We start from the raw sequence: 20305 nt of genomic DNA on the forward strand, positions 1-20305 counted from the left end.
GCGGGGCGCTCAGGGGATGACGATGACGGGGCGTTGCGCGCGGCGGGCGAGGCGGCCGGCCACCGATCCGAAGATCCGGCCGACGATGCCGTGCGTGGAGCCCACGACGATGGCGTCGGCGGCGTACTCCCGGCCGACCTCCTCCAGTTCGTGGCAGATGTCGCCGCCGCGCTCGACCAGCACCCAGGGCACCTCGGAGAGATAGTCCGCGCAGGCCAGCTCCAGGCCCAGGACCTCGGTGCGGTGATCGGGGACGTCGACGAAGACGGGGGGCTCGCAGCCCGCCCAGACCGTGGTCGGCAGCCGGTTGGCGACATGGACGATGATCAGACCGGAGCCGGAGCGTCCGGCCATGCCGATGGCGTAGGCGAGAGCCCGCTCGCTCGACATGGAGCCGTCGAAACCGACCACGACTCCGTGCCGGAAGGCGGGATCGCACGCATGGCGCGCTTCTTCGACCGTCCGCGGCTCCGACCCGGGGTCGGCTAGCGGCTTGCGGTCTTTGGGTTCAGGGATTTCGTGACCGGCCATCGGTGTCTCGGCGAAGAGAATCCTCGTGAGGAGGGAACGGTTTCGAGAGGTGCATCAGCAGGTGGTGAAGCTCTGTCCGGGAATCATCTTCCCAACCCCATACCCCCAAGGGTACGGCGTCATACCTCCACCGCCCAGACCCCCGCAAAAGCGTGCGCGACGCTGGAGGGAGCATGCCCGAGGCTGTCCGGGATGGCAATGCCGGATGTGTCGTACACGCGCATCCGGGGCCTGGAACACCGTCGGCCGTCCTGTTTTTCACGACGACCTCCGGCCCCCCGTCGCACCGCCCTCCGACACCCGCACCCGGTCCTCGTTGGCCACACCGCCGCCGGCCCATCACCCCGAGGAGTGACTCCGCCCCGCCCGCGGCCCCGGCCACACCGCGACAACCCGCCCCACCCTTCCCCCGGCAGCCCGAACCCGCCATGGTTCACCGCGTTCAGGGAGCGCACCGGCGCGGCTGCCACAGGCCGGTTGTGCGCCCGGCGTGACCGGATACAGCACACACAACCGATGGTTTTCAGCCAACTTCACCTGAGGCCCGAACCCTTCGCCGTATGGCCGGACACCCCACCGCCCACCAGGCAGGAACGGACCGCGCGGTACGCTTTCACCCGACGCGGACGGGCCACGTTGTCGAAGGGCACTTCCCTGTGCGCTTCGCGAGTGAAACGCTTCGTGATCGAACGCTTCACGCCACGTTTCCTTATCGACATTGAGCTGGTGGGGGAAGGTGTCACGGCGGGACCACGCGACGCAGTAGATTCGATCTTGGAAATCGGAGACTGGGGACACGTGCGACACCGAGGGGAAACGTGCAGGAGCGACAGGCCCGTAAGGACCAGGGAGACGCGAACACCGAGGGGGGCTTAGCGTCATGAGCCAGGACTCCGCCGCCGCGACGGAGGCCGCACGCAAGCTGACCGGGCGGCGACGCCGGGAAGTCGTTGCCGTGCTGCTGTTCAGCGGCGGCCCTATCTTCGAGAGCTCCATCCCGCTCTCCGTTTTCGGAATCGACCGGCAGGACGCGGGAGTTCCCCGCTACCGCCTGCTGGTCTGCGGTGGCGAGGAAGGACCGTTGCGCACGACCGGTGGGCTCGAACTCACCGCGCCGTACGGCCTGGAGGCGATCAGCAGAGCAGGCACCGTGGTGGTGCCCGCCTGGCGGTCGATCACCTCGCCGCCGCCCGCCGAGGCACTGGACGCGCTGCGGCGCGCCCACGAGGAGGGCGCCCGCATCGTCGGTCTGTGCACGGGAGCCTTCGTGCTCGCGGCCGCCGGCCTGCTGGACGGCCGGCCGGCCACCACATGTACGCGACGCTGGGTATCGATCTCTGCCTCCATATAGTCCGCACCGACCACGGCACGGAAGCCGCCGGGGCACTCGCCCGCCGGCTCGTCGTGCCGCCGCGGCGCAGTGGCGGGCAGGAGCGCTACCTGGACAGGTCTTTACCGGAGGAGATCGGGTCCGACCCGCTCGCCGAGGTCGTGGCCTGGGCGCTGGAGCATCTGCACGAGCAGTTCGACGTGGAGACGCTCGCGGCGCGCGCCTACATGAGCAGGCGGACCTTCGACCGCAGGTTCCGCTCGCTCACCGGCAGCGCACCGCTCCAGTGGCTGATCACCCAGCGGGTGCTTCAGGCACAGAGGCTGCTGGAGACCTCCGACTACTCGGTCGACGAGGTCGCCGGCCGCTGCGGCTTCCGCTCACCGGTCGCGCTGCGCGGGCACTTCCGCCGCCAGCTCGGCTCCTCCCCCGCCGCGTACCGGGCCGCCTACCGGGCCCGTCGTCCGCAGGGGGTGGCGGAGAGCGCCGCGACGGTGGTCGAGACGATGGTGCCCAGCCAGGGGCCGCCGTCCGGACGCCGGGGCACGCCCGTGCCCTCCGCACCCGTCGTCGTGGCGGCGTCGGTGGGGCCCGGGGAGCACTCCCTGCCGGGTCCTGACGCGTACGTTCCCGGTCGCCCGGCCCTGCCGGGACAGCGGAGTGCCCCGTAGGGTGGGGCTCATGAACGACCGCATGGTGTGGATCGACTGCGAGATGACCGGGCTCTCGTTGGCGGACGACGCACTCATCGAGGTGGCCGCCCTGGTCACCGACTCGGAGCTGAACGTGCTCGGCGAAGGGGTGGACATCGTGATCCGCCCGCCGGACGCGGCCCTGGAGACCATGCCCGAGGTGGTGCGGCAGATGCACACCGCCTCGGGCCTGCTCGACGAGCTGGCCGGGGGCACCACCCTGGCGGACGCCGAGGAGCGGGTCCTGGCCTACGTCCGTGAGCATGTGAAGGAGCCCGGCAAGGCCCCGCTCTGCGGAAACTCGGTCGGTACCGACCGCGGGTTCCTGGCGCGGGACATGCGGGATCTGGAGAGCTATCTGCACTACCGGATCGTGGATGTGTCCTCGGTCAAGGAGCTGGCCCGGCGCTGGTATCCCCGGGCGTATTTCAACAGCCCGGACAAGAACGGCAACCACCGGGCGCTGGCGGACATCCGTGACTCCATCACGGAGCTCCGCTACTACCGGGAGGCGGTCTTCGTGCCGCAGCCCGGCCCGGACTCCGAGCGCGCCAAGGAGATCGCGGCGCGTCTGGCGGCTCCGGCCGCACCGTAGGAACCCGCTGGTCACGGGCGCGCACGCGCCCGTGGACCGGCCCCGGGAAACGGGGGCGCGAGCACCCTCCCGGACCCTGTACACTTTTTCTCGGCCGGTCGGAAACGACCGGACGACATGGTGGGTATAGCTCAGCTGGCAGAGCACCTGGTTGTGGTCCAGGATGTCGCGGGTTCAAGTCCCGTTACTCACCCTGAGGGAAGGGCCCCGGTCTTCGGACCGGGGCCCTTCCGCGTATGCGCTCCTTCAGTCAGGCGCTCGGACGGTCGGACGGTCGGGTCAGAACGTGACGTCGGAGCAGGCGTAGAAGGCGTTGCCGGTGTCCGCGATGGTCCAGACGCCGAGGATCAGGTGCTTGCCCGACTTCTGCGGCAGTGCGCCGGCGTGCGTGACGGTGGAGCCGGGCTGCCGGCCGCCGAAGGGCACGGTCAGGAAGGGCTGCGGCTCCAGGTCCGCCCGGGTGAGGGGCTTCGCCGGGTCGTAGCCGTCCTTGGTGACGTAGTACCGGAAGTCGGTGGTGGCGTGCCGGGCGGTGATCCGCCAGCGGAAGGTGTGGCTGGCCCCGGCGCTCACCCGGGAGGCGGGCCAGGCTCCGCCGCGCGGGTCGTCCAGCTCGGCGAACCGCTGGTTGCCCCCGGCGCAGATCAGACCGTCGCGGGGACCGGCGGCCGGGAAGCCCTTGGGGCCCTCCACGCTCGGCGGCTCCCACTGGATCTGCCCGCAGCCGCGGACGGTGCCGTCACCGCAGAGCTGCTGCCTGCTGGCGGGTGAGTCGGTGTACCCGTGGCCCTGTGCGCTGCCGGAGGTGGCCAGCAGGGAGACCCCGGCGATGCCGAGGCCGAGGAGTAAGGACGTGATCTTTCTGCGCATGTGGTGCTCCTGTGTGAGGGGTGGAGCGTGCGGACAGATGGACCGGTGGCCGGACCGGCGACGGCTCGCCGCGCTTGGTCTAGACCAAGACCGAGGCTAGAGCCGGAATCATGGTCATGTCCATACCAATGAAGACGGCGGCAGAAGGCCCCGAACGGCCGCCGTCCGGCCGTTCGGGGCCCCGGGTCAGACCGCCGGCGCCTCCACATGGGCGACGACCTGGGCGTGGAAGCGGTCCACGGCCTCGTCGACACTGCGGATGAAGCCGGTCTCGGCGCTGCCCCGGCCGTTGCCCATGCCCTTGAACAAGGAGAGCCGGAAGCCGGTGATCTGCGCCCCGTCCTTCGGGAGGAGGTCGGCGGGCTCCGGGCGCAGCCGCTCCAGGGTGCCGCGCGGGCCCGGGCCCTGGCCGTCGACGAGCGTCTCGATGTGCAGGTCGGCGGGGGCCTCGGCGAGCCGCCGGACCAGCCGCTTCGCCCGGGTGAGGGGGTAGCCCGTCTCCTCGGCGGGCACCTCGATGGACGTACGGAGCTTGGCGGTGCGCAGATCGGCGGTGATGGCCAGGACGCCCGGGGTGCCCTCGATGCGGATCTCGGCGTTCAGCCTGCCCTGCTCGCAGAGGTGGTCGGCCAGCTCGGCACGGCGGGCGCCCGGGTCGGAGCCGCGCCGGGCGCGCTGGACCGGCAGGACCTTCTGCCCCAGCTCGCCGCCCAGCCGCAGACACACCTGCCGGACCAGCCGCTCCCAGTTCTCGATGACCTCCAGGGCCCGGGCGTCGCCCTGGCACAGGGTCTCGTCGTCGATGCCCCGGCGCACGGGCACCCAGGCCGCGCCCATGTTCTGGAAGCCGTGGCAGCCGGAGTTCTCGTGCTGGAGGTACAGCAGCAGCTCCTGGAGCAGCCAGGCGTGCGCGGCGTTGCCGACCCCCTCGTGGCGGATCAGCATCTGCGCCTGGTGCACGACCTCCGCCCAGGACAGATGCCAGAGCGCCACCTTGTGCTTGCGCCGCCGGTCGATCCGCACGTCGACGAGCGGGCTGCCTTCGAGCGCGACGTCGTTGGACAGGGTGATCACGGCCTCGTAGCCGCGCCGGGCGGCGATGTCCATGTACGCCTGTACCTGGTCGGGCTTGAGCGCGTTCCCGTTGGTCTTGGTCTCGACGAGCGCGGTCCACAGCTTGCCCGCCCGCTCGACCCGGACCACCCCGTCCGGGCGGCGCGGCGACTCCCCGTGCGGCAGGGTCACTTCGGTGTACGTCTCCATCCGGCCCGCCGGTGCGCCGAATCCGGCGGTGAGCCGGCGGCCGAACTCCGGCACCTGGGCCATCACGGAGAGCACGACGGAGGTGGCCCGCGTCTCGCGCTCACGGTCGCTCTTGAGCGCCGACACGGGGAACAGCCGGGCGGACCGCCACGACTCGTTGTCGGCGAGGCTCTTCTTGGCCGTACGGGGAAGGGTGACCTTCTTCTTCGCCGTACGGGGGCGGCGCGCGGGCTTCGGTACGGGGGCGGGGTCGGCGGGTCCCGGCGCGGCGGGAGCCCGGGGTGCGGCGGACGCCTGCGGTGCGGCCGGTGCGGCGGCCGGGGTCGTCGCCCTGACGCCTCGGCTCTGGGCGGGCACCACCGGGGGCTGCTCCGGCGCGTCCGGCCCGGTGTCGGCGGGCGGCGCGGGCGCGTCCGCTTCCGGTCCTGGTTCCGCTTCCGCCTCCGGCCCTGGCGGCTCCTCCGCCGCATCGTCGTCGATGTCGACGCCGTAATCGGTGGCCAGCCCGGCGAGCCCCGAGGCGTAGCCCTGGCCGACGGCGCGGAACTTCCACTCCCCCGAGCGCCGGTACAGCTCGCCGAAGATCACCGCGCTGACGTCGTCGGTCCCCTCCACGGCGAACCGGACCAGGCCGTCGCCCGTGCTGTCCGCGAGGGTGAGGCGGAGGTCGTCCAGTTCGCCGAAGCGGGAGCCGGCGTAGCGGCTGGCGGCGACGACGACCTTGTCGATCTCCTGCGGAACGGCGTCCAGATCGAAGCTGATCCGGTCCTCGCTGCCGTCCGCCGTGGGCGTCTTGCCGAGCAGTTGCACGCTTCCGTTGCCGGCCACGGGGTTGTTGTAGAAGCAGAAGTCGACGTCGCTGCGGACCTTGCCGTCGCCGTCGAGCAGAAGTACCGAGACGTCGGCGTCGCCCTCGCCCGTGGCGCTGCTCCACCCCAGGCTGACCACCACGGAGCCGACATCCTCGCTCAGCGTCGCGAGACCGACGTTGGCGCCCTTGACCATCTCGTGCACGAGGCCCCCCAGATGCACAGCCGCCCGGAACGCACTCCGGCAGCCCGCTGTGTGACGTGTGTGGTGCGTCACACATTCGCCGTACCCCGCGAACATTAGCCGCCGGAGCCGGGGAGCGTGAAGAACTTGTGAAATCCGGAGGTCAAGCCACCGTAAAGTCGGTCGGGGAGGCCGTCCCGGAGGACGGGGTCACGACGAGTCGCGGACCACCAGTTCCGTGGGCAGCACCACCGAAGGGCGCTCGTCGCCCGGGGCACGGCCCGCGATCTCGTCCAGGAGGAGCTGGGCCATCCGGCGGCCCATCTCCTCGATGGGCTGGCGGACGCTGGTGAGGGCCGGGTGCATATGGCGGGCGACCACCGAGTCGTCGAAGCCGATCAGCGCCACGTCCTCGGGGATGCGGCGGTCCGCCTCGCGCAGGACCTGGCGGGCGCCGGCGGCCATCACGTCGGAGGCGACGAAGACCGCGTCCAGGTCGGGACGGCGGGCCAGGAGGTCGCGCATCGCCCGCGCGCCGCCCTCCTCGGTGAAGTCGGCGGGGGCGATGAGGCGTTCGTCGGGGGCCAGGCCCGCGGCGGAGAGGGCCGCGCGGTAGCCGTCCAGGCGGCGCTGGGCGCCGTAGACCTCCAGGCGGCCGGTGATGGTGGCGACCTGACGGCGACCCCGGGCGACCAGGTGGTCGACGGCGGCCCGCGCGCCCTCGAAGTTGTCGGAGTCGACCGAGGGCAGCGTCTCGGCCGCGTGCCGGGCGCCGCTGATCACGCAGGGCATGCCCAGCTGTTCCAGGAGCTCCGGCAGCGGGTCGTCGGCGTGCACGGCGACCAGGAGGACCCCGTCGACACGGTGGGCGGTGAGGTACTGGGCGAGGCGGCGGCGCTCGCGGTCGTTGCCGACGAGGGTGAGGAGCAGCTGCATCTCGGTGTCGGCCAGGGCCGCGCCGACGCCGCGCACGATCGCGGAGAAGTACGGCTCGGCGAAGAAGCGGGTCTCCGGCTCGGGCACCACCAGGGCGATGGCGTCGGTGCGGTTGCCCGCCAGGGCGCGGGCCGCGCGGTTGGGGACGTACCCCAGCTCGGCCACGGCCGCCTCGACCGCCTCCCGGGTCGCGTCGCTGACCCGGGGCGAACCGTTGATGACCCGGGATGCCGTGCCCCGGCCCACCCCGGCCCGGGCCGCCACCTCTTCGAGCGTGGGCCGCCCGCCGCTCCGTACTCGCGCTGCCGCCATGGCCGCCTCCCCGTTCCCGGTCAATTTCTCACAGCCGCAACGTCAATCCAAGTCCTGGATCGATCACCTCGACGAGCGTACGGACAGTGTATTGGGAGCGCTCCCAAGCGGGGGGAGAAATGAGCTGTGGGCCGGTCGGGAGCGACCGGCCCACAGCTGGATCACGAGGTCAGGCGTCCGGGGCGGCCGCCGGGGGCAGTGCGTGGCGGGCGATCACCTCGCCGTACCAGTGGGCACTGGACTTCGGCGTACGGCGCTGGGTCGCGTAGTCGATGTGCACCGCGCCGAACCGCTTCGCATAGCCGTAGCCCCACTCGAAGTTGTCCATCAGGGACCAGAGGAAGTAGCCCCGTACGTCGGCGCCGTCGACGACCGCCCGGCGGACCGCCTCCAGGTGCCCGTGCAGATAGGCGATCCGCTCGGGGTCGTGGACCCGGCCGTCCGCGTCGGGGGCGTCCTCGAAGGCCGCGCCGTTCTCGGTGACCATCAGCGCCAGGTCCGGGTGTTCGCGCGAGACGTCCATGAGGAGGTCGTACAGGCCCTCCGGCTTGACCGACCAGTTCATCGCGGTGACCGGGCGGCCCTCGGCGAGGTGGAAGGCGACGTGCTCCGAGCCGGGCCACGGGGAGTGGTCGCTGCTGCCGTGGCCGTCGTTGCGGGTGTCCCCGGCCCCGTCGGCGGGCGTGGAGACGATGGTCGGCGTGTAGTAGTTGACGCCGAGGACGTCGATGGGAGCCGCGATGGCGGCGAGGTCGCCCTCCTGGACCAACTCGCTCCAGTTCACCAGGCGTTCGGTGTCGGCCAGCAGGTCTTCCGGGTACGCGCCCTTCAGCATCGGACCGGTGAAGATCCGGTTGCCCACCGCGTCGATCCGGCGCGCCGCGTCCGCGTCCGCCTCGCTGTCGGTCAGCGGGCGCACCTGGTGGAGGTTGAGGGTGACCGAGGTCTGCGCGGCAGCGGGGAGGTTCGCGCGCAGCGCCTCGGCCGCCCGGCCGTGGGCGAGGTTGAGATGGTGGGCGGCGCGCAGCGCGGCGGCCGGTTCGGTGCGGCCGGGGGCGTGGACCCCTGAGCCGTAACCGAGGAAGGCCGAGCACCAGGGCTCGTTCAGCGTGGTCCACATCGAGACCCGGTCGCCGAGCGCGCGGGCCATGATCGCCGCGTAGTCCGCGAACCGTTCCGCCGTCGCGCGCTCGGGCCAGCCGCCCGCGTCCTCCAACTCCTGCGGCAGGTCCCAGTGGTAGAGCGTGGCGACGGGCTTGATGCCGGCCGCCAGCAGCTCGTCGACGAGCGAGCGGTAGAAGTCGAGGCCGCGTTCCACGGCGGGGCCGCGGCCGGTGGGCTGGACGCGGGACCAGGAGACGGAGAAGCGGTACGCCTGGAGGCCGAGGCGCTTCATCAGGGCGACGTCGTCGCGGTAGCGGTGGAAGTGGTCGGCGGCCACGTCCCCGGTGTCGCCGTTCAGGACCTTGCCGGGCGTGTGGCTGAAGGTGTCCCAGATGGAGGGGGTGCGGCCCATCTCGGCGGCCGCGCCCTCCACCTGGTACGCGGCGGTGGCCGCGCCCCAGAGGAAGCCGGTCGGGAAGGGGGCCGTGGCGGCGGACGCCTGCTGCGGGACCGTGTCGGGTCGGACGGCTGTCATGCGGGAGCGCTCCCTGAGAGGTGAGGGGTGAAGGAAGAAGGGGGAAGCAGGGGGACGGTCGGCCCTGGCCGGCGGGTCAGCCCTTGACCGCGCCGGACATGATCCCGCCGACGATCTTCTTGCCGAAGACCACGAACACCACCAGCAGCGGCAGCGTGCTGATCAGCGCGCCCGCCATCACGATGGACTGGTCGGGGGTGTACGAGGCGCTGAGCTGGCCGAGGGCCACCTGAAGGGTCGGGTTCTGCTGGTTGAGGGCGAGGTAGGGCCAGAAGAAGTCGTTCCACGCCTGGACGAAGGTCAGCATCCCGAGCACCATCATCGCGGGGCGCGCCACCGGCAGCACCACGCTCACCACGATGCGGAAGTTGTTCGCGCCGTCGATCTTGGCCGCCTCGATCAGCTCGTACGGCAGCGCCTCGATCAGGTACTGGCGCATGAAGAACACGCCGAACGCGCTGACCAGCGTCGGGAAGATCACCGATTCGAGCTGGCCGCCCCAGCCGAGGCCGGACATCATCATGAAGAGCGGCACGACGCTGAGCTGCGGCGGGATGGTGAGGGTGGCGATGACCGCGGTCATCAGCCAACCCCGGCCCCGGAAGCGCATCTTGGCGAAGGCGTAGCCGGCGAGCGTGCAGAAGAAGAGCGTCGCGAGGGTGATCGAGGACGAGACGATGACGCTGTTGAGGATCGCCTTGCCGAGGTTGGCCTGTTCCCAGGCGGTCTGGATGTTCTCGATCAGCTTGCCGCCCGGGAGGAACGGCGGGGTGGAGGCGAGGACTTCGTCCTGGGTGCGGGAGGCCGCGACCAGGGTCCAGTAGAGCGGCAGGAGCGAGCCGAAGCCGACGACGGCGAGCGCGACGTACGCGAACGGGCCGCCCTTCAGCTGCTGTCCCGCGCCCATCCGGAAGCGGCTCGGGCGCTTCGGGGCACGGCTGTCCGGGGCCGGCGCGAGCTTCACGGGGGCGGGGTGCGTGGGGCTGGTCATGGTCATGGATGCGCTCCCGGTCAGACCGCGGACTTGCGGACGAATCGGCCGAAGAACCAGTTGGCCGCGGCGATGATCAGCAGGAGGGCGAGCATCGCCCAGGCGACGGCGGCGGCCGGGCCGAGGTGCCCGAGGTTCCAGCCGTAGTTGTAGAGGTAGATGCTGAGCGTCTCGTACTGGTTCTCGTTGCCGCCGGTGGCGCCCAGCGCGCCGCCCTCCAGCAGCAGCGGCTCGCCGAACAGCTGCATGGAGCCGATGGTGGAGATGACGATGGTGAACAGGATCGTCGGCCGCAGCGAGGGAATGGTGACCTTGCGGAACTGCTGCCAGCGTGACGCGCCGTCCAACGAGGCTGCTTCGTAGAGGTCGTTGGGGACCGCCTGCATCGCCGCCAGGTAGATCAGCGCGTTGTAGCCGGTCCAGCGCCAGATCACGATGATCGAGATGGCGAGCTTCGACGTCCAGTGCCCGTTGGCCCAGTTGACCGGGTCGAAGCCGACGAGCCCGAGGGTCCAGTTGAGCAGTCCGCCGTCCGCCCGGAAGACCAGCGCGAAGACGAGAGCGGCGGAGGCGACCGAGGTCGCGTACGGGGTGAGGATGATCGTCCGCCAGAACGTGCTGGCGCGCAGGCGGTAGTTGAGGAGATGGGCGAGGCCGAGCGCCATCAGGAGCTGCGGGACGGTCGAGATGACGCCGATCAGGAAGGTGTTGCTGACCGAGGTCCAGAACTCGGGGTCGTGCAGGATCTTGTCGAAGTTCTCCCAGCCCACCCACTCCATCGAGTCCAGGCCGGTCATCTCCACCCGGTGCAGGGCGATCCAGCCGGTGTAGAGGAGCGGGTAGAGCCCGAAGGCGCCGAAGACGAGGAAGAACGGCGCGATGTACGCGTACGGGGAGGCCTTGTCATCGAACCGCCACAGTCGGCTGCGCCACAACTGCCGCCGCTCGCTGGGCGGTTCCTTCTTCGGTTCACGGGGCGCTTTCGCGTACGCATCCCGGGTGGAGGTCGAGGTTGCCACGGGCGGGGAGTCCTTCCCTGGGTGCGCCGACGGACGGCCGGGGCGGCTGAAGGGGCGGCTGGAGGGGGCGGCGGGAGTGGGCGGTCGGCAGGTCGGTGTCCGCTCCCGATGTTGTTGTCTGGGTTGATGTTGGATCCTTGATCACGCCGTCCTTCGGGCCGAGGACCGCCTCGGGGATGGACTTCGCGCCGTCGGCGTAGATCTGGCCGATGGGGGCGTTGTTGAAGTACGGCAGGGTCGCGTTCTTCACGTCGGGCAGCTCGTAGGCGCCCTGGTTGGACGGGAAGACGCCGATCGCCTTGAAGACGGCGGCCTGCTGCTCGGGAGCGGTCAGCCAGGCGACGAGCTTGGAGGCCTCGGCGACGTTCTTGCCGGACTTGGGAACGGCGAGGAAGGAGCCGCCCCAGTTGGCGGAGGTGTTGCCGGGGGCGCTGGTGATGTCCCACTTGCCCTTGTTGGCGTCACCGGCGTACGTGGAGATCTGGCCGGCCATCCAGGCGGGGCAGACGACGGTGGCGATGGTGCTCTTGCGCAGGGCCGCCTGCCACTGGTCCTCGAACTGGGCCAGGCCCTGCGTCAGCTTCTTGGACGCGGCCTCGGCGGCGAGGTCCCAGCCCTTCTGGACGCTGGCGCTCTTCTCGTAGATCGGCTTGCCGCTCGCGTCGTAGTACTGCTCGGGGCTGGAGCTGACGACGGCGTTGAACATGGCGCTCGCGGAGTCCATGAAGTACGTGCCGGCGGGGGCCTTCTTCTTGTACTGCTCACCGAGCGCGAGGAAGTCGTCCCAGCCGCCCTCGGTCAGCTTCGCGACCTCGGCGCGGTCGGTGGGCAGCCCGGCCTTCTCGAACAGCTCACGGTTGTAACAGAGCGACATGGGGCCGATGTCGGTGCCCGCGCCGATGACCGAGCCATTGGGGGCGGTGGCCTGCTTCGCCTTCCACGACACCCACTCGTCCACGCCGATCGACTTGGAGAGATCCGCGAAGGAGTCCGCCTTGGTGTCGACGATCTCTTTGATGCGGCCGACCTCGATGCCCTGGACGTCGGCGAGGCCGCTGCCGGAGTTCAGCTGCTGGAGGAGCTTGGGGTAGTAGTTCTTCTCCTCGGCGGTGGTGTCCTCCTTGACCGTGATCTTCGGGTTCAGCTCGTGGTACTTCTCGAAGAGCCCGGCCTCCTTGTAACCGAACTGCCCGAAGTCGGCGACGGTCAGAGTGATGTTCCCGTCCGCGTCGGCTCCCTTGTCCGAGTCGGACGAGCCACCGCATCCGGTGAGCAGCAGGGCTGTGACCGTGAGGCCCGTGGTGGCCACGAGGGCGGTTCTGTGGCGTCGACCGGCAACGCTGCGGGTGATGCGCATTCCACTGCTCCTTGTTCCGGGGATCCGGCAATGGCGCATGGGAGCGCTCCCATGCATCGTTGCCGGAAGGTTGCTGCCTCAAGGGGGTGGGTGTCAAGAGTTGAAGACGATTCCGTTGCCGAGGGATGTCCGGCGCGTCACGGAGGGGCCGTTGGGCCGCCCTCCCGTCGGAAGGTGAACGGGGGCCAGGCCGGGCCGAATGTGGCACCGGGACACCCCACCCCTGTTAATTTCTCCCTTATGCACCTTTTGATCATTCCGGTCGCCGACACCGGACCCGGTGGGTGAGGCGGGATGGGCGTCCTGCGTGACCACCCCGAACTGGCCCTCTTCTTCTGCCTCGCGGCCGGCTACCTCGTCGGCAAACTCCGCGTCGGCCCCATCACCCTCGGGGGCATCTGTGGCACCCTGATCGTGTCGCTGCTGCTCGGCACCCGGCACATCAGCGTCGACGACGACGTCAAGACCGTCTTCTTCGCACTGTTCATCTTCTCGCTCGGCTACCTGGCCGGGCCGCAGTTCTTCGCCAACCTCAACCGCAAGAGCCTGCGCTTCTTCACGCTCTGCCTGATCGAACTGGTCTGCGTCCTCGGCATCGCCTACGGGCTCGCCAAGGCCTTCGACCTGGACGTGGGCACGGCGGCCGGTATCCTCGCCGGGGCGGCGACCGAGTCCGCCGTCGTGGGAACGGCCACCGAGGCCATCGGCAAGCTCGACGACCTGACCGCGGAGCAGATCAGCCAGTACCAGGGGCACGTGGCCACCGCGTACACGGTCTGCTATCTGTTCGGCCTGATCACCATCGTGCTCTTCACCAGCCAGATCATGCCGATGCTGCTGCGCATCAACCTCGCCGACGCCTCGCGCGAGCTGTGGGAGAAGATGCGCGGCGGGCACGGCAGACTGGAGTCCGACGAGCGCGAGGCGCTGCCCGGCACGGTCGGCCGCACGTACCTGGTGACGCTGGCGGACGGGCGGACCGTCGGTGAGCTGGAGAGCGCCCTGGGCGGCCGGATCACCGTCGAGGGCGTCAAACGCGGCAGCAGGCTGCTCACCCCCTCCCCCGGTCTTGAACTGACGCTCAGCGACCTGATCCAGGTGGTCGGACTGCGGTCGGCCATCATCGAGGCGGGCCGGGAGATCGGCCCGGAGACGCCCGCCGTGCCGGGGCTGGGCACCCCGCTGGCCGCCGGCCAGGTCGCCGTCACCGAGAAGGAGACGATCGGGGCGAGCATCGACCGGCTGGTCAGGCGCCATCCGGAGTTCCGCAAGGACGGCGTCTACATCACCGACGTCCTGCGCAACGACCAGCATCTGCCCGCCAGCGGCGAGACGGTCCTCGCCCGGGGCGATGTGCTCACCCTGGTCGGCGCCCGGGGCGGGCTGAACCGGCTCGTCGCGAAGCTCGGCGCGGTCGTGAAGAACGACGCCACCGACTTCATCTACCTCGGCTTCGGCATCGTGGCGGGCTCGCTGCTCGGCCAGATCGTCGTCAGGTTCGGGGACATCCCGATGTCGCTCGGCACCGGCGGCGGCTGTCTGATCTCCGGCCTGGTCTTCGGCTGGTTCCGCTCCCGCAGCCAGACCTTCGGGGCGTTCCCGCCGCAGGCCGCGACCACGCTCAAGGACATGGGCCTGGCCGTCTTCATCGCCTGCACCGGACTGGCCGCCGGACCGCAGGCCTGGCCGCTGCTGAAGGAGTACGGGGCGCTGCTGCCGTTCGCGGGCATCGCCATGGTGCTGGTCCCGGCGACGATCTCGCTGATCGTCGGACGCAAGCTGCTGAACATCGAGAAACCGCTGCTGATCGGCGCCATCGCCGGCCAGCAGTGCTCGACCCCGGCGATCACCTCCATCACCCAGGTGGCCCAGAGCTCCGTCCCGCTCCTCGGCTACACGATCACGTACACGCTCTCCAACTTCCTGCTGCCGCTGACCGGGCCCATCCTCGTCGGCGTGCTGGGGGCCTGACGTGCTCGCCCTCGCGACCACCGACCCGTACGGAACGGACACCACCATGGACACCAGCACCACCGCGGAAACCGCCACGCGCGGGACGACCCCCACGCGCGGGGCCGGCCTCAGCCGTGAGGAGATCCGGTCGTACGCCCGGCTCTCGCCCTTCGAGCTGAAGGACACGTTCATCCGGATCGCGACGGACGCGCAGAGCGACCGTCCGGGCCAGAAGGGGAAGACGACCCGCGCCATGCTCAACGCGGGCCGGGGCAACCCGAACTGGGTCGCCACCGGGCCCCGCGAGGCGTACCACGCGCTCGGCTACTTCGCGCTGTCGGAGTCCCGGCGGGTGTGGACGGCCGACAACCTGGGCGGCATGCCGGAGGAGTCGGGGTGTGCGGAGCGCTTCGAGCGCTTCGTCCGTACGCATCCGGAGCTGCCGGGCATCGAACTGCTGAAGGCGAGCGTGGACCTGGCGGTGAAGCGGTTCGGCTTCGACCGGGACGCCTTCGTGCACGAACTGGCGGACTCCTCGATCGGCGACAACTACCCGGTGCCGGACCGGATCCTGCGCCACACCGAGCAGATCGTGCGCGGCTACGTCGCGGACGAGATGTTCGACCACCGGCCGCCGGAGGAGCAGACGCTGAGCCTGTTCGCGACCGAGGGCGGCACGGCGGCGATGTGTTACGTCTTCGACTCGCTGATGAAGAACGGAATCCTGAAGAAGGGCGACCGGATCGCCCTGATGGTCCCGGTGTTCACCCCGTACCTGGAGATCCCGGAGCTGGACACGTACGACTTCGACGTGGTGCACGTGGAGGCGAACCTGTTCACGGAGACCGGGGTGCGGCAGTGGCGCTACCCGGAGGAGGAGATCGCCAAGCTGGCGGATCCGTCGGTGAAGCTGGTCTGCTGCGTGAACCCGAGCAATCCGCCCTCGCTGGCGCTCTCTTCACGGGTTTCCGAGCAGCTGGTCTCCATCGTCCGTGAGCGGAACCCGAACCTGATCATCGTGACCGACGATGTGTACGGAACGTTCGTGGAGGGCTTCCGCTCGCTCGCCGCCGACCTGCCGCGCAACACGGTCCTCGTCTACTCCTACTCCAAGCACTACGGGGCGACCGGCTGGCGGCTCGGGGTGATCGCGCTGCACGACGACAACGTGATCGACACGATGCTGGCGGAGCAGGACCGGGAGCAGAAGGACCGGCTCAACAGGCGTTATGGGTCGCTGTCGTTGGAGCCGGAGAAGATGCGGTTCATCGACCGGATGGTGGCGGACTCGCGGCAGGTGGCGCTGAACCACACGGCGGGTCTTTCGCTGCCGCAGCAGACGATGATGGCGCTGTTCTCGCTCTTCGACATGCTCGACGAGGGGCAGGCGTACAAGCACCGGATCCGGGCGATCGTCCGGCAGCGGCTCGAACTCCTGCTGGAGGGCGTTCACATGAAGGTCTCGGAGGACCCGAAGCGGGCCGCGTACTACATCGAGCTGGATCTGCTGGCCGAGGCGGAGCGGGTGCACGGAAAGCCGTTCGCCGACTTCCTGGAGCAGAACTACGACCCGGTCGACCCGCTGTTCCGGCTGGCCGAGCAGACCTCGGTGGTGCTGCTCAACGGCGGCGGTTTCGACGGCCCCGAGTGGTCGGTGCGGGTGTCGCTGGCCAACCTGGACGACCTGGACTATCTGAAGATCGGCCACCATCTGCGGGCGATCTTCGACGAGTACGCGCGGGAGTGGCGGGCGGGTGACTCCAGCCCGTCCGGCGCTTGAGGGCACCTTTCGGGCGCGGGCGCCGGGCGTGGGGACGCGCCCCGGCCGGAGGTGGGGTGGGGTCCGGCCGGGGCGCGCGGTGGGGGGCTCAGTGGTTCGGGGGCGTGCGGGCTTCCGGATGGGGCGGGCGGGACGGGTGGGCTACTGGTGGGCGGCGAACGCCTTGGTGAAGGCCAGCGGCTCCTGGTCGATCGAGCTGCAGGTGGCGTCGGCCGCCGGCTTGGGGCCGCCGGGGCAGGCCTTGTCCCGGGTGCCGGACCACATCGCGAGGCGTCCGATGCCCTTCTGCCCGGCGAACTCCACCAGTTGGCCCGCGTCCTCGACGGTGAAGATCTCGGTGACGACGTCGTTGACGCCGATCATCGGGGTGACCGCGACGGTCTGCCACGCGGCGGCGTCCGAGAGCCCGAGGACACCCTTGATCTGGGCCTGGGTGGCGGTGGCCGCCTGGATCGCGTATGCGCCCATGTCGTCGCTGTAGGCGGGTCCGTAGTCCATCGCCATGATGTTGACCCCGTCGACGCGGACGCCGTTCTTCTTCGCGTCGGCCAGCAGGTCCACACCCGGCTGGGTGAGGCCCTCGGGCATGACGGGCAGCGTGAAGGCGACGTCGAGGTCCGGATACTTCTTCTGGAGCTGGGCGATGGCCTGGGAGCGGCGGGTGTTGGCGGCCGTGTCGGGCAGGGCGGCGCCCTCGATGTCGAAGTCGACCTTGGTGAGGCCGTAGGCGTCGACGACCTTGCCGTACGCGGCGGCGAGTTCGTCGGCGGAGGAGCAGTTGAGGGCCAGTTCGGCGCCGGCCGCGCCGCCGAAGGAGACCCGGACGTCACCGCCCTTCTCGCGCAACGCGCCGATCTGCGAGGCCACTTGGTCGTCACCGAGGCCGGTGACACCGCCCCAGAGCGGGGCGCAGCCGCCCCCGGAGGTGATGAAGGCGAGGTGGAACTCCTTCACACCGGTCTTCGTCGCGGTGTCCAGGAGGTCGTAGGCGGGGTAGAGGGACGTGTCGACGTACGGGGCGAACCGGGCGCCGGTTTCCCCACCGCCACCGGGGCGGCCGGTGGCGGTGGGGGTCGGCGTGGGGGGGCTGGTGGGGGCGATGGCGGAGGGGGTGGCCGTCGGCGTGGGGGCCGTGGTCGGGGTGTCGGTGGGGCGGCCGCTGGGGGTGGGGGTCGCGCCGCCGTCGACGGAGCAGGCGGCGTCGTTGATCAGGCAGCCGGCCGGGTCGCCCGCGGTGCCGGTGGCGGAGGTGACGAAGCCGACGGTGACGGACCTGCCGGGGGCGAGCTCCTTGTCCCAGCTCGCGGGCTTCACGGTGACGTGGTTGTCCTGCACCGTGTGCTCGCCGTTCCAGAGCGAGCCGATGCGCGTGCCCGCCGGGAGGTCGAACTCCAGCGTCCAGTCGGTGAGGGGCTTGTCGGTCTCGTTGGTGACGACGTACTGGCCGGTGTAGCCGCCGTTCCAGTCGCTGGTACGGGTGTAGGCGGCGCCGATCGCGGCGGCCTGCGCCGTGCCGGTCAGCGCGAAGACCGTGCCGCCGATGACGGCGGCGGCCACGATCGCGCCGATCGCCCGGGTGCGGGTGGTCGTCGTGCGACGGTGCGTACGGGAAGCCATCAACGTGCCCTGCCTGCCTCTGTGTTCTGCGGATCCGCCCGGGGTTGCCGTCCGGGGATTTCGAGAGCACGCTAGCGGCAGCGGAACGGGCAAAGGGGGCGTTACGGACGCGAGTTGATGTTCTTAGGGCGCGCTTAAGGAACGCATGGGCGCGGGTTAATGCTGGGGCCGACGGGGTGGGTGCCGGTACGGGCGGCGGGGCGGCGCCGACGGTGGGTCAGCGCTGGGGGCCGGTGGCCGTGCGGGGCTCGCCGCCGCGCTCGCCGCCCCGCTGACGGCCGATTCGGCGGCCGACCCGACGGCCGTGTCCGCGCCGGCCGCGCTCGGGGCGGCTGCCGTGCAGGCCGATCCAGATCCGGACCTCCGTGCCCCCGAGGACGGACCGGCCGATGCGCAGGTCACCGCCGGTGGACTCGGCGACCCGGCGCACGATGTCCAGGCCGAGGCCGGTGGAGCCGACGGACCCGCCCGACCCGTCGCGGCCGCTGGCGCCCCGGGCGAGGGCCGCCTTCGGGTCGGGGATGCCGGGGCCCGCGTCGGAGACGAGCACGATGACCGCGTCGCCGCTGTGGTGGACGTCGACGGCGAAGGCGGTGCCCTCCGGGGTGTGGCGGAAGACGTTGCCGAGCAACGCGTCGAGCGCGGCGACCAGTTCGGGCCGGGCCACCGGGATCCGTACCGTACGGTCGACTCCCGCGAGCCGCACCTCGCGGCCCTCGTCCTCCGCGAGCGCCGACCAGAAGCCCATGCGTTCGCGGATCACCTCGGAGGCGTCGCAGCCCGCGCCCGTCTGCACTCCCTGGGTCGCCGGGCGCTGTTCGCGGGCGGTCCGGATGATCGTGTCGACCTCGTGCTCCAGCTGCTGGACCGCCGCCCGGGTCTGCTCGGCCGCCGGGCCCTCGCCGAGCGAGGCGGCGTTCAGCCGGAGGACGGTGAGCGGGGTGCGCAGCCGGTGCGAGAGGTCGGCGGCCAGCTCGCGCTCGTTGGCCAGGAGCTGGACGACCTGGTCGGCCATGGAGTTGAACGCGACGGCGGCGGACCGCAGTTCGGTGGGCCCTTCCTCCGGGACCCGGGTGCCGAGGCGGCCCTCCCCCAGGTCCTGGGCGGCGCCCGCGAGGCGTTGGGCGGGCTGCACCATCCGTACGCCGAGCCGGTCGGCGACCGCGACCGAGCCGACGATCAGCGCGACGCCGACGCCCGCCAGCATCAGCCAGGCGGTGGCGACCCCGTTGGAGACGTCGCCCTCCGCGACGAACACCTCGACGACGGCGATGTCCCCGGTGCTCAGCGCGGTCGGCTGGAGGAGCGCGAACCCGCCGGTGACCTCGGTGACGGAGGCGCGCCCGGCCTTGCGCACGGTCTCCACGTCCTTGGGGGTGGCGCGCCGGGTGCCGATGTCCAGGGGCCCGTCCTCGGCGGGGACGTGGACGGCCAGGCGGCCCCGGTCGCCCGGTTCGGTGGACAGGACGGCCCGGGTCAGCTCCTCGCGGTCGGTGGTGATGGAGAGGGCCGGGGCGATCGTCGCGGCCTGGCGTTCGGCGTCGGAGAAGGCCCGGTCGCTGGCCATCTCGCGGATGACGAGTCCGAGCGGTACGGCGAAGGCGATGACGACCATCGCGGTGACCGCCAGGCAGACCTTGACCAGGGCCCATCTCATGCGGGCGGCTCCGCGACCGGGGTGTCGGGGTGCGGGGCGTCGGCGGGCGGCTGGAGCTTCACGCCGACGCCGCGCAGGGTGTGCAGATAGCGCGGGCGGGCGGCGGTCTCGCCGAGTTTGCGGCGCAGCCAGGAGAGATGGACGTCGATGGTCTGGTCGTCGCCGTAGGACTGCTGCCAGACCTCGGCCAGCAGCTCCTTGCGGGCGACGACCACGCCGGGCCGCCCGGCGAGGAAGGTGAGCAGGTCGAATTCGCGCCGGGTCAGGTCGAGTCCGGCCCCGTCCAGCTCGGCGCTGCGGCGCAGCGGGTCGATGGAGAGCCCGCCGACGCGGATGACCCGGGGCGGCGGCGCCTCACCGCCGGTGGCACGCGAGCGGCGCAGCACGGCGGCCATCCGGGCGGAGAGGTGCTCGACGGAGAACGGCTTCGTCAGATAGTCGTCGGCGCCGTCGTTGAGCAGCCGGACGATCTCGCTCTCGTCGTCCCGGGCGGTGGCGATGATCACGGGCACATCGGTGATGGACCGCAGCATCTTCAGCGCCTCGGCGCCGTCCAGATCGGGCAGCCCGAGGTCGAGGATGACCACGTCGAAGCGGAAGTGCGCGACCTCGCGCAGCGCTTCGAGCGCGGTGCCCACGCTCCGTACCGTGTGGGAGGCCTCACTGAGGTGCCGGATGAGGGCGGAACGTACGAACTGGTCGTCCTCGACCACGAGCACACTTGCCATGGGCGGCACCGTACGCCATGCCGGCGGGCCCGGTCCCGGCCC

At 70.9% G+C, this 20305-nt stretch carries 13 protein-coding genes, 1 tRNA gene and 3 pseudogenes; 6 read left to right on the plus strand and 11 right to left on the minus strand.

Translation table 11 applies throughout. The features are described from left to right. Nucleotides 1–9: 9 nt before the first annotated feature. Nucleotides 10–531 carry a universal stress protein gene (locus tag KV381_RS12100; RefSeq protein ID WP_030085335.1) on the minus strand — a complete coding sequence of 174 codons (522 nt, stop codon included), beginning with the start codon at nt 529–531 and terminating at the stop codon, nt 10–12. 880 nt (nt 532–1411) lie between these two features. Here KV381_RS12100 and KV381_RS37060 point away from each other — a divergent pair. The 4 genes and pseudogenes from KV381_RS37060 to KV381_RS12115 form a co-directional block, all read left to right on the plus strand. Next, nucleotides 1412–1840: pseudogene (locus KV381_RS37060) on the plus strand (AraC family transcriptional regulator); the annotation flags it as partial. Nucleotides 1841–1854: 14 nt separating this feature from the next. Further along, nucleotides 1855–2532 (plus strand): annotated as a pseudogene (locus KV381_RS37065) (GlxA family transcriptional regulator); the annotation flags it as partial. Between the two features lie 10 nt (nt 2533–2542). After that, a complete protein-coding gene (gene orn / locus KV381_RS12110) occupies nt 2543–3148 on the plus strand; it encodes an oligoribonuclease (RefSeq protein ID WP_030085331.1) in 606 nt (201 codons plus the stop codon). Between the two features lie 120 nt (nt 3149–3268). Beyond that, nucleotides 3269–3341 (plus strand) — tRNA-His (locus tag KV381_RS12115). An 86-nt stretch (nt 3342–3427) separates the two neighbouring features. On the opposite strand, the gene KV381_RS12120 is transcribed toward KV381_RS12115, so the two are convergent. The 7 genes and pseudogenes from KV381_RS12120 to KV381_RS12150 all read right to left on the minus strand — a co-directional run. Next, nucleotides 3428–4018 (minus strand): lytic polysaccharide monooxygenase, encoded by a 591-nt coding sequence (locus tag KV381_RS12120; RefSeq protein ID WP_218785199.1) that lies wholly within the window; start codon nt 4016–4018, stop codon nt 3428–3430. A 186-nt stretch (nt 4019–4204) separates the two neighbouring features. Next, a complete protein-coding gene (locus KV381_RS12125; RefSeq protein WP_218787206.1) occupies nt 4205–6286 on the minus strand; it encodes a TerD family protein in 2082 nt (693 codons plus the stop codon). A gap of 198 nt (nt 6287–6484) precedes the next feature. Beyond that, nucleotides 6485–7522, minus strand: a complete 1038-nt coding sequence (locus KV381_RS12130) for a LacI family DNA-binding transcriptional regulator (RefSeq protein WP_218785200.1) — start codon at nt 7520–7522, stop codon at nt 6485–6487. Between the two features lie 169 nt (nt 7523–7691). Beyond that, entirely contained in the window at nt 7692–9161 is a 1470-nt protein-coding gene (locus KV381_RS12135) for a GH1 family beta-glucosidase (RefSeq protein ID WP_086779578.1), read from the minus strand. A gap of 76 nt (nt 9162–9237) precedes the next feature. After that, nucleotides 9238–10158, minus strand: coding sequence for a carbohydrate ABC transporter permease (locus KV381_RS12140; protein WP_030085321.1), 921 nt, complete (start codon nt 10156–10158; stop codon nt 9238–9240). Nucleotides 10159–10172: 14 nt separating this feature from the next. Then, nucleotides 10173–11171, minus strand: a complete 999-nt coding sequence (locus KV381_RS12145) for a carbohydrate ABC transporter permease (protein ID WP_030085319.1) — start codon at nt 11169–11171, stop codon at nt 10173–10175. Between the two features lie 118 nt (nt 11172–11289). Next, nucleotides 11290–12528 (minus strand): annotated as a pseudogene (locus tag KV381_RS12150) (ABC transporter substrate-binding protein); the annotation flags it as partial. A gap of 294 nt (nt 12529–12822) precedes the next feature. Here KV381_RS12150 and aspT point away from each other — a divergent pair. Beyond that, complete coding sequence (gene aspT / locus KV381_RS12155) at nt 12823–14499, plus strand: aspartate-alanine antiporter (RefSeq protein WP_218785201.1); 1677 nt, start codon at nt 12823–12825, stop codon at nt 14497–14499. A gap of 46 nt (nt 14500–14545) precedes the next feature. Further along, nucleotides 14546–16261, plus strand: coding sequence for a bifunctional aspartate transaminase/aspartate 4-decarboxylase (locus KV381_RS12160; protein ID WP_373461205.1), 1716 nt, complete (start codon nt 14546–14548; stop codon nt 16259–16261). Nucleotides 16262–16402: 141 nt separating this feature from the next. Here KV381_RS12160 and KV381_RS12165 read toward each other — a convergent pair whose 3' ends face one another. The 3 genes from KV381_RS12165 to KV381_RS12175 form a co-directional block, all read right to left on the minus strand. Next, entirely contained in the window at nt 16403–17878 is a 1476-nt protein-coding gene (locus tag KV381_RS12165) for a cellulose binding domain-containing protein (protein WP_218785202.1), read from the minus strand. 217 nt (nt 17879–18095) lie between these two features. After that, nucleotides 18096–19535, minus strand: a complete 1440-nt coding sequence (locus KV381_RS12170) for a HAMP domain-containing sensor histidine kinase (protein WP_030087819.1) — start codon at nt 19533–19535, stop codon at nt 18096–18098. Continuing rightward, the gene (locus tag KV381_RS12175) at nt 19532–20263 is read right to left on the minus strand and encodes a response regulator transcription factor (protein WP_030631962.1); all 732 of its coding nucleotides are present in this window, start codon (nt 20261–20263) and stop codon (nt 19532–19534) included. The genes KV381_RS12170 and KV381_RS12175 overlap by 4 nt, the downstream gene beginning before the upstream one ends. Nucleotides 20264–20305: the final 42 nt, after the last annotated feature.

It is taken from the genome of Streptomyces sp. WY228 (assembly GCF_019287315.1).
Taxonomy (GTDB): domain Bacteria; phylum Actinomycetota; class Actinomycetes; order Streptomycetales; family Streptomycetaceae; genus Streptomyces; species Streptomyces caviscabies.

Bases quoted from the DNA above. Each gene is read 5' to 3' on its own strand.
- KV381_RS12140 (WP_030085321.1), bottom strand. From the start codon at position 10,158: ATGACCATGACCAGCCCCACGCACCCCGCCCCCGTGAAGCTCGCGCCG.
- orn (WP_030085331.1), top strand. From the start codon at position 2,543: ATGAACGACCGCATGGTGTGGATCGACTGCGAGATGACCGGGCTCTCG.
- KV381_RS12135 (WP_086779578.1), bottom strand. From the start codon at position 9,161: ATGACAGCCGTCCGACCCGACACGGTCCCGCAGCAGGCGTCCGCCGCC.
- KV381_RS12170 (WP_030087819.1), bottom strand. From the start codon at position 19,535: ATGAGATGGGCCCTGGTCAAGGTCTGCCTGGCGGTCACCGCGATGGTC.
- KV381_RS12175 (WP_030631962.1), bottom strand. From the start codon at position 20,263: ATGGCAAGTGTGCTCGTGGTCGAGGACGACCAGTTCGTACGTTCCGCC.
- KV381_RS12165 (WP_218785202.1), bottom strand. From the start codon at position 17,878: ATGGCTTCCCGTACGCACCGTCGCACGACGACCACCCGCACCCGGGCG.
- KV381_RS12130 (WP_218785200.1), bottom strand. From the start codon at position 7,522: ATGGCGGCAGCGCGAGTACGGAGCGGCGGGCGGCCCACGCTCGAAGAG.
- KV381_RS12125 (WP_218787206.1), bottom strand. From the start codon at position 6,286: ATGGTCAAGGGCGCCAACGTCGGTCTCGCGACGCTGAGCGAGGATGTC.
- KV381_RS12120 (WP_218785199.1), bottom strand. From the start codon at position 4,018: ATGCGCAGAAAGATCACGTCCTTACTCCTCGGCCTCGGCATCGCCGGG.
- KV381_RS12100 (WP_030085335.1), bottom strand. From the start codon at position 531: ATGGCCGGTCACGAAATCCCTGAACCCAAAGACCGCAAGCCGCTAGCC.
- KV381_RS12160 (WP_373461205.1), top strand. From the start codon at position 14,546: ATGGACACCAGCACCACCGCGGAAACCGCCACGCGCGGGACGACCCCC.
- aspT (WP_218785201.1), top strand. From the start codon at position 12,823: ATGGGCGTCCTGCGTGACCACCCCGAACTGGCCCTCTTCTTCTGCCTC.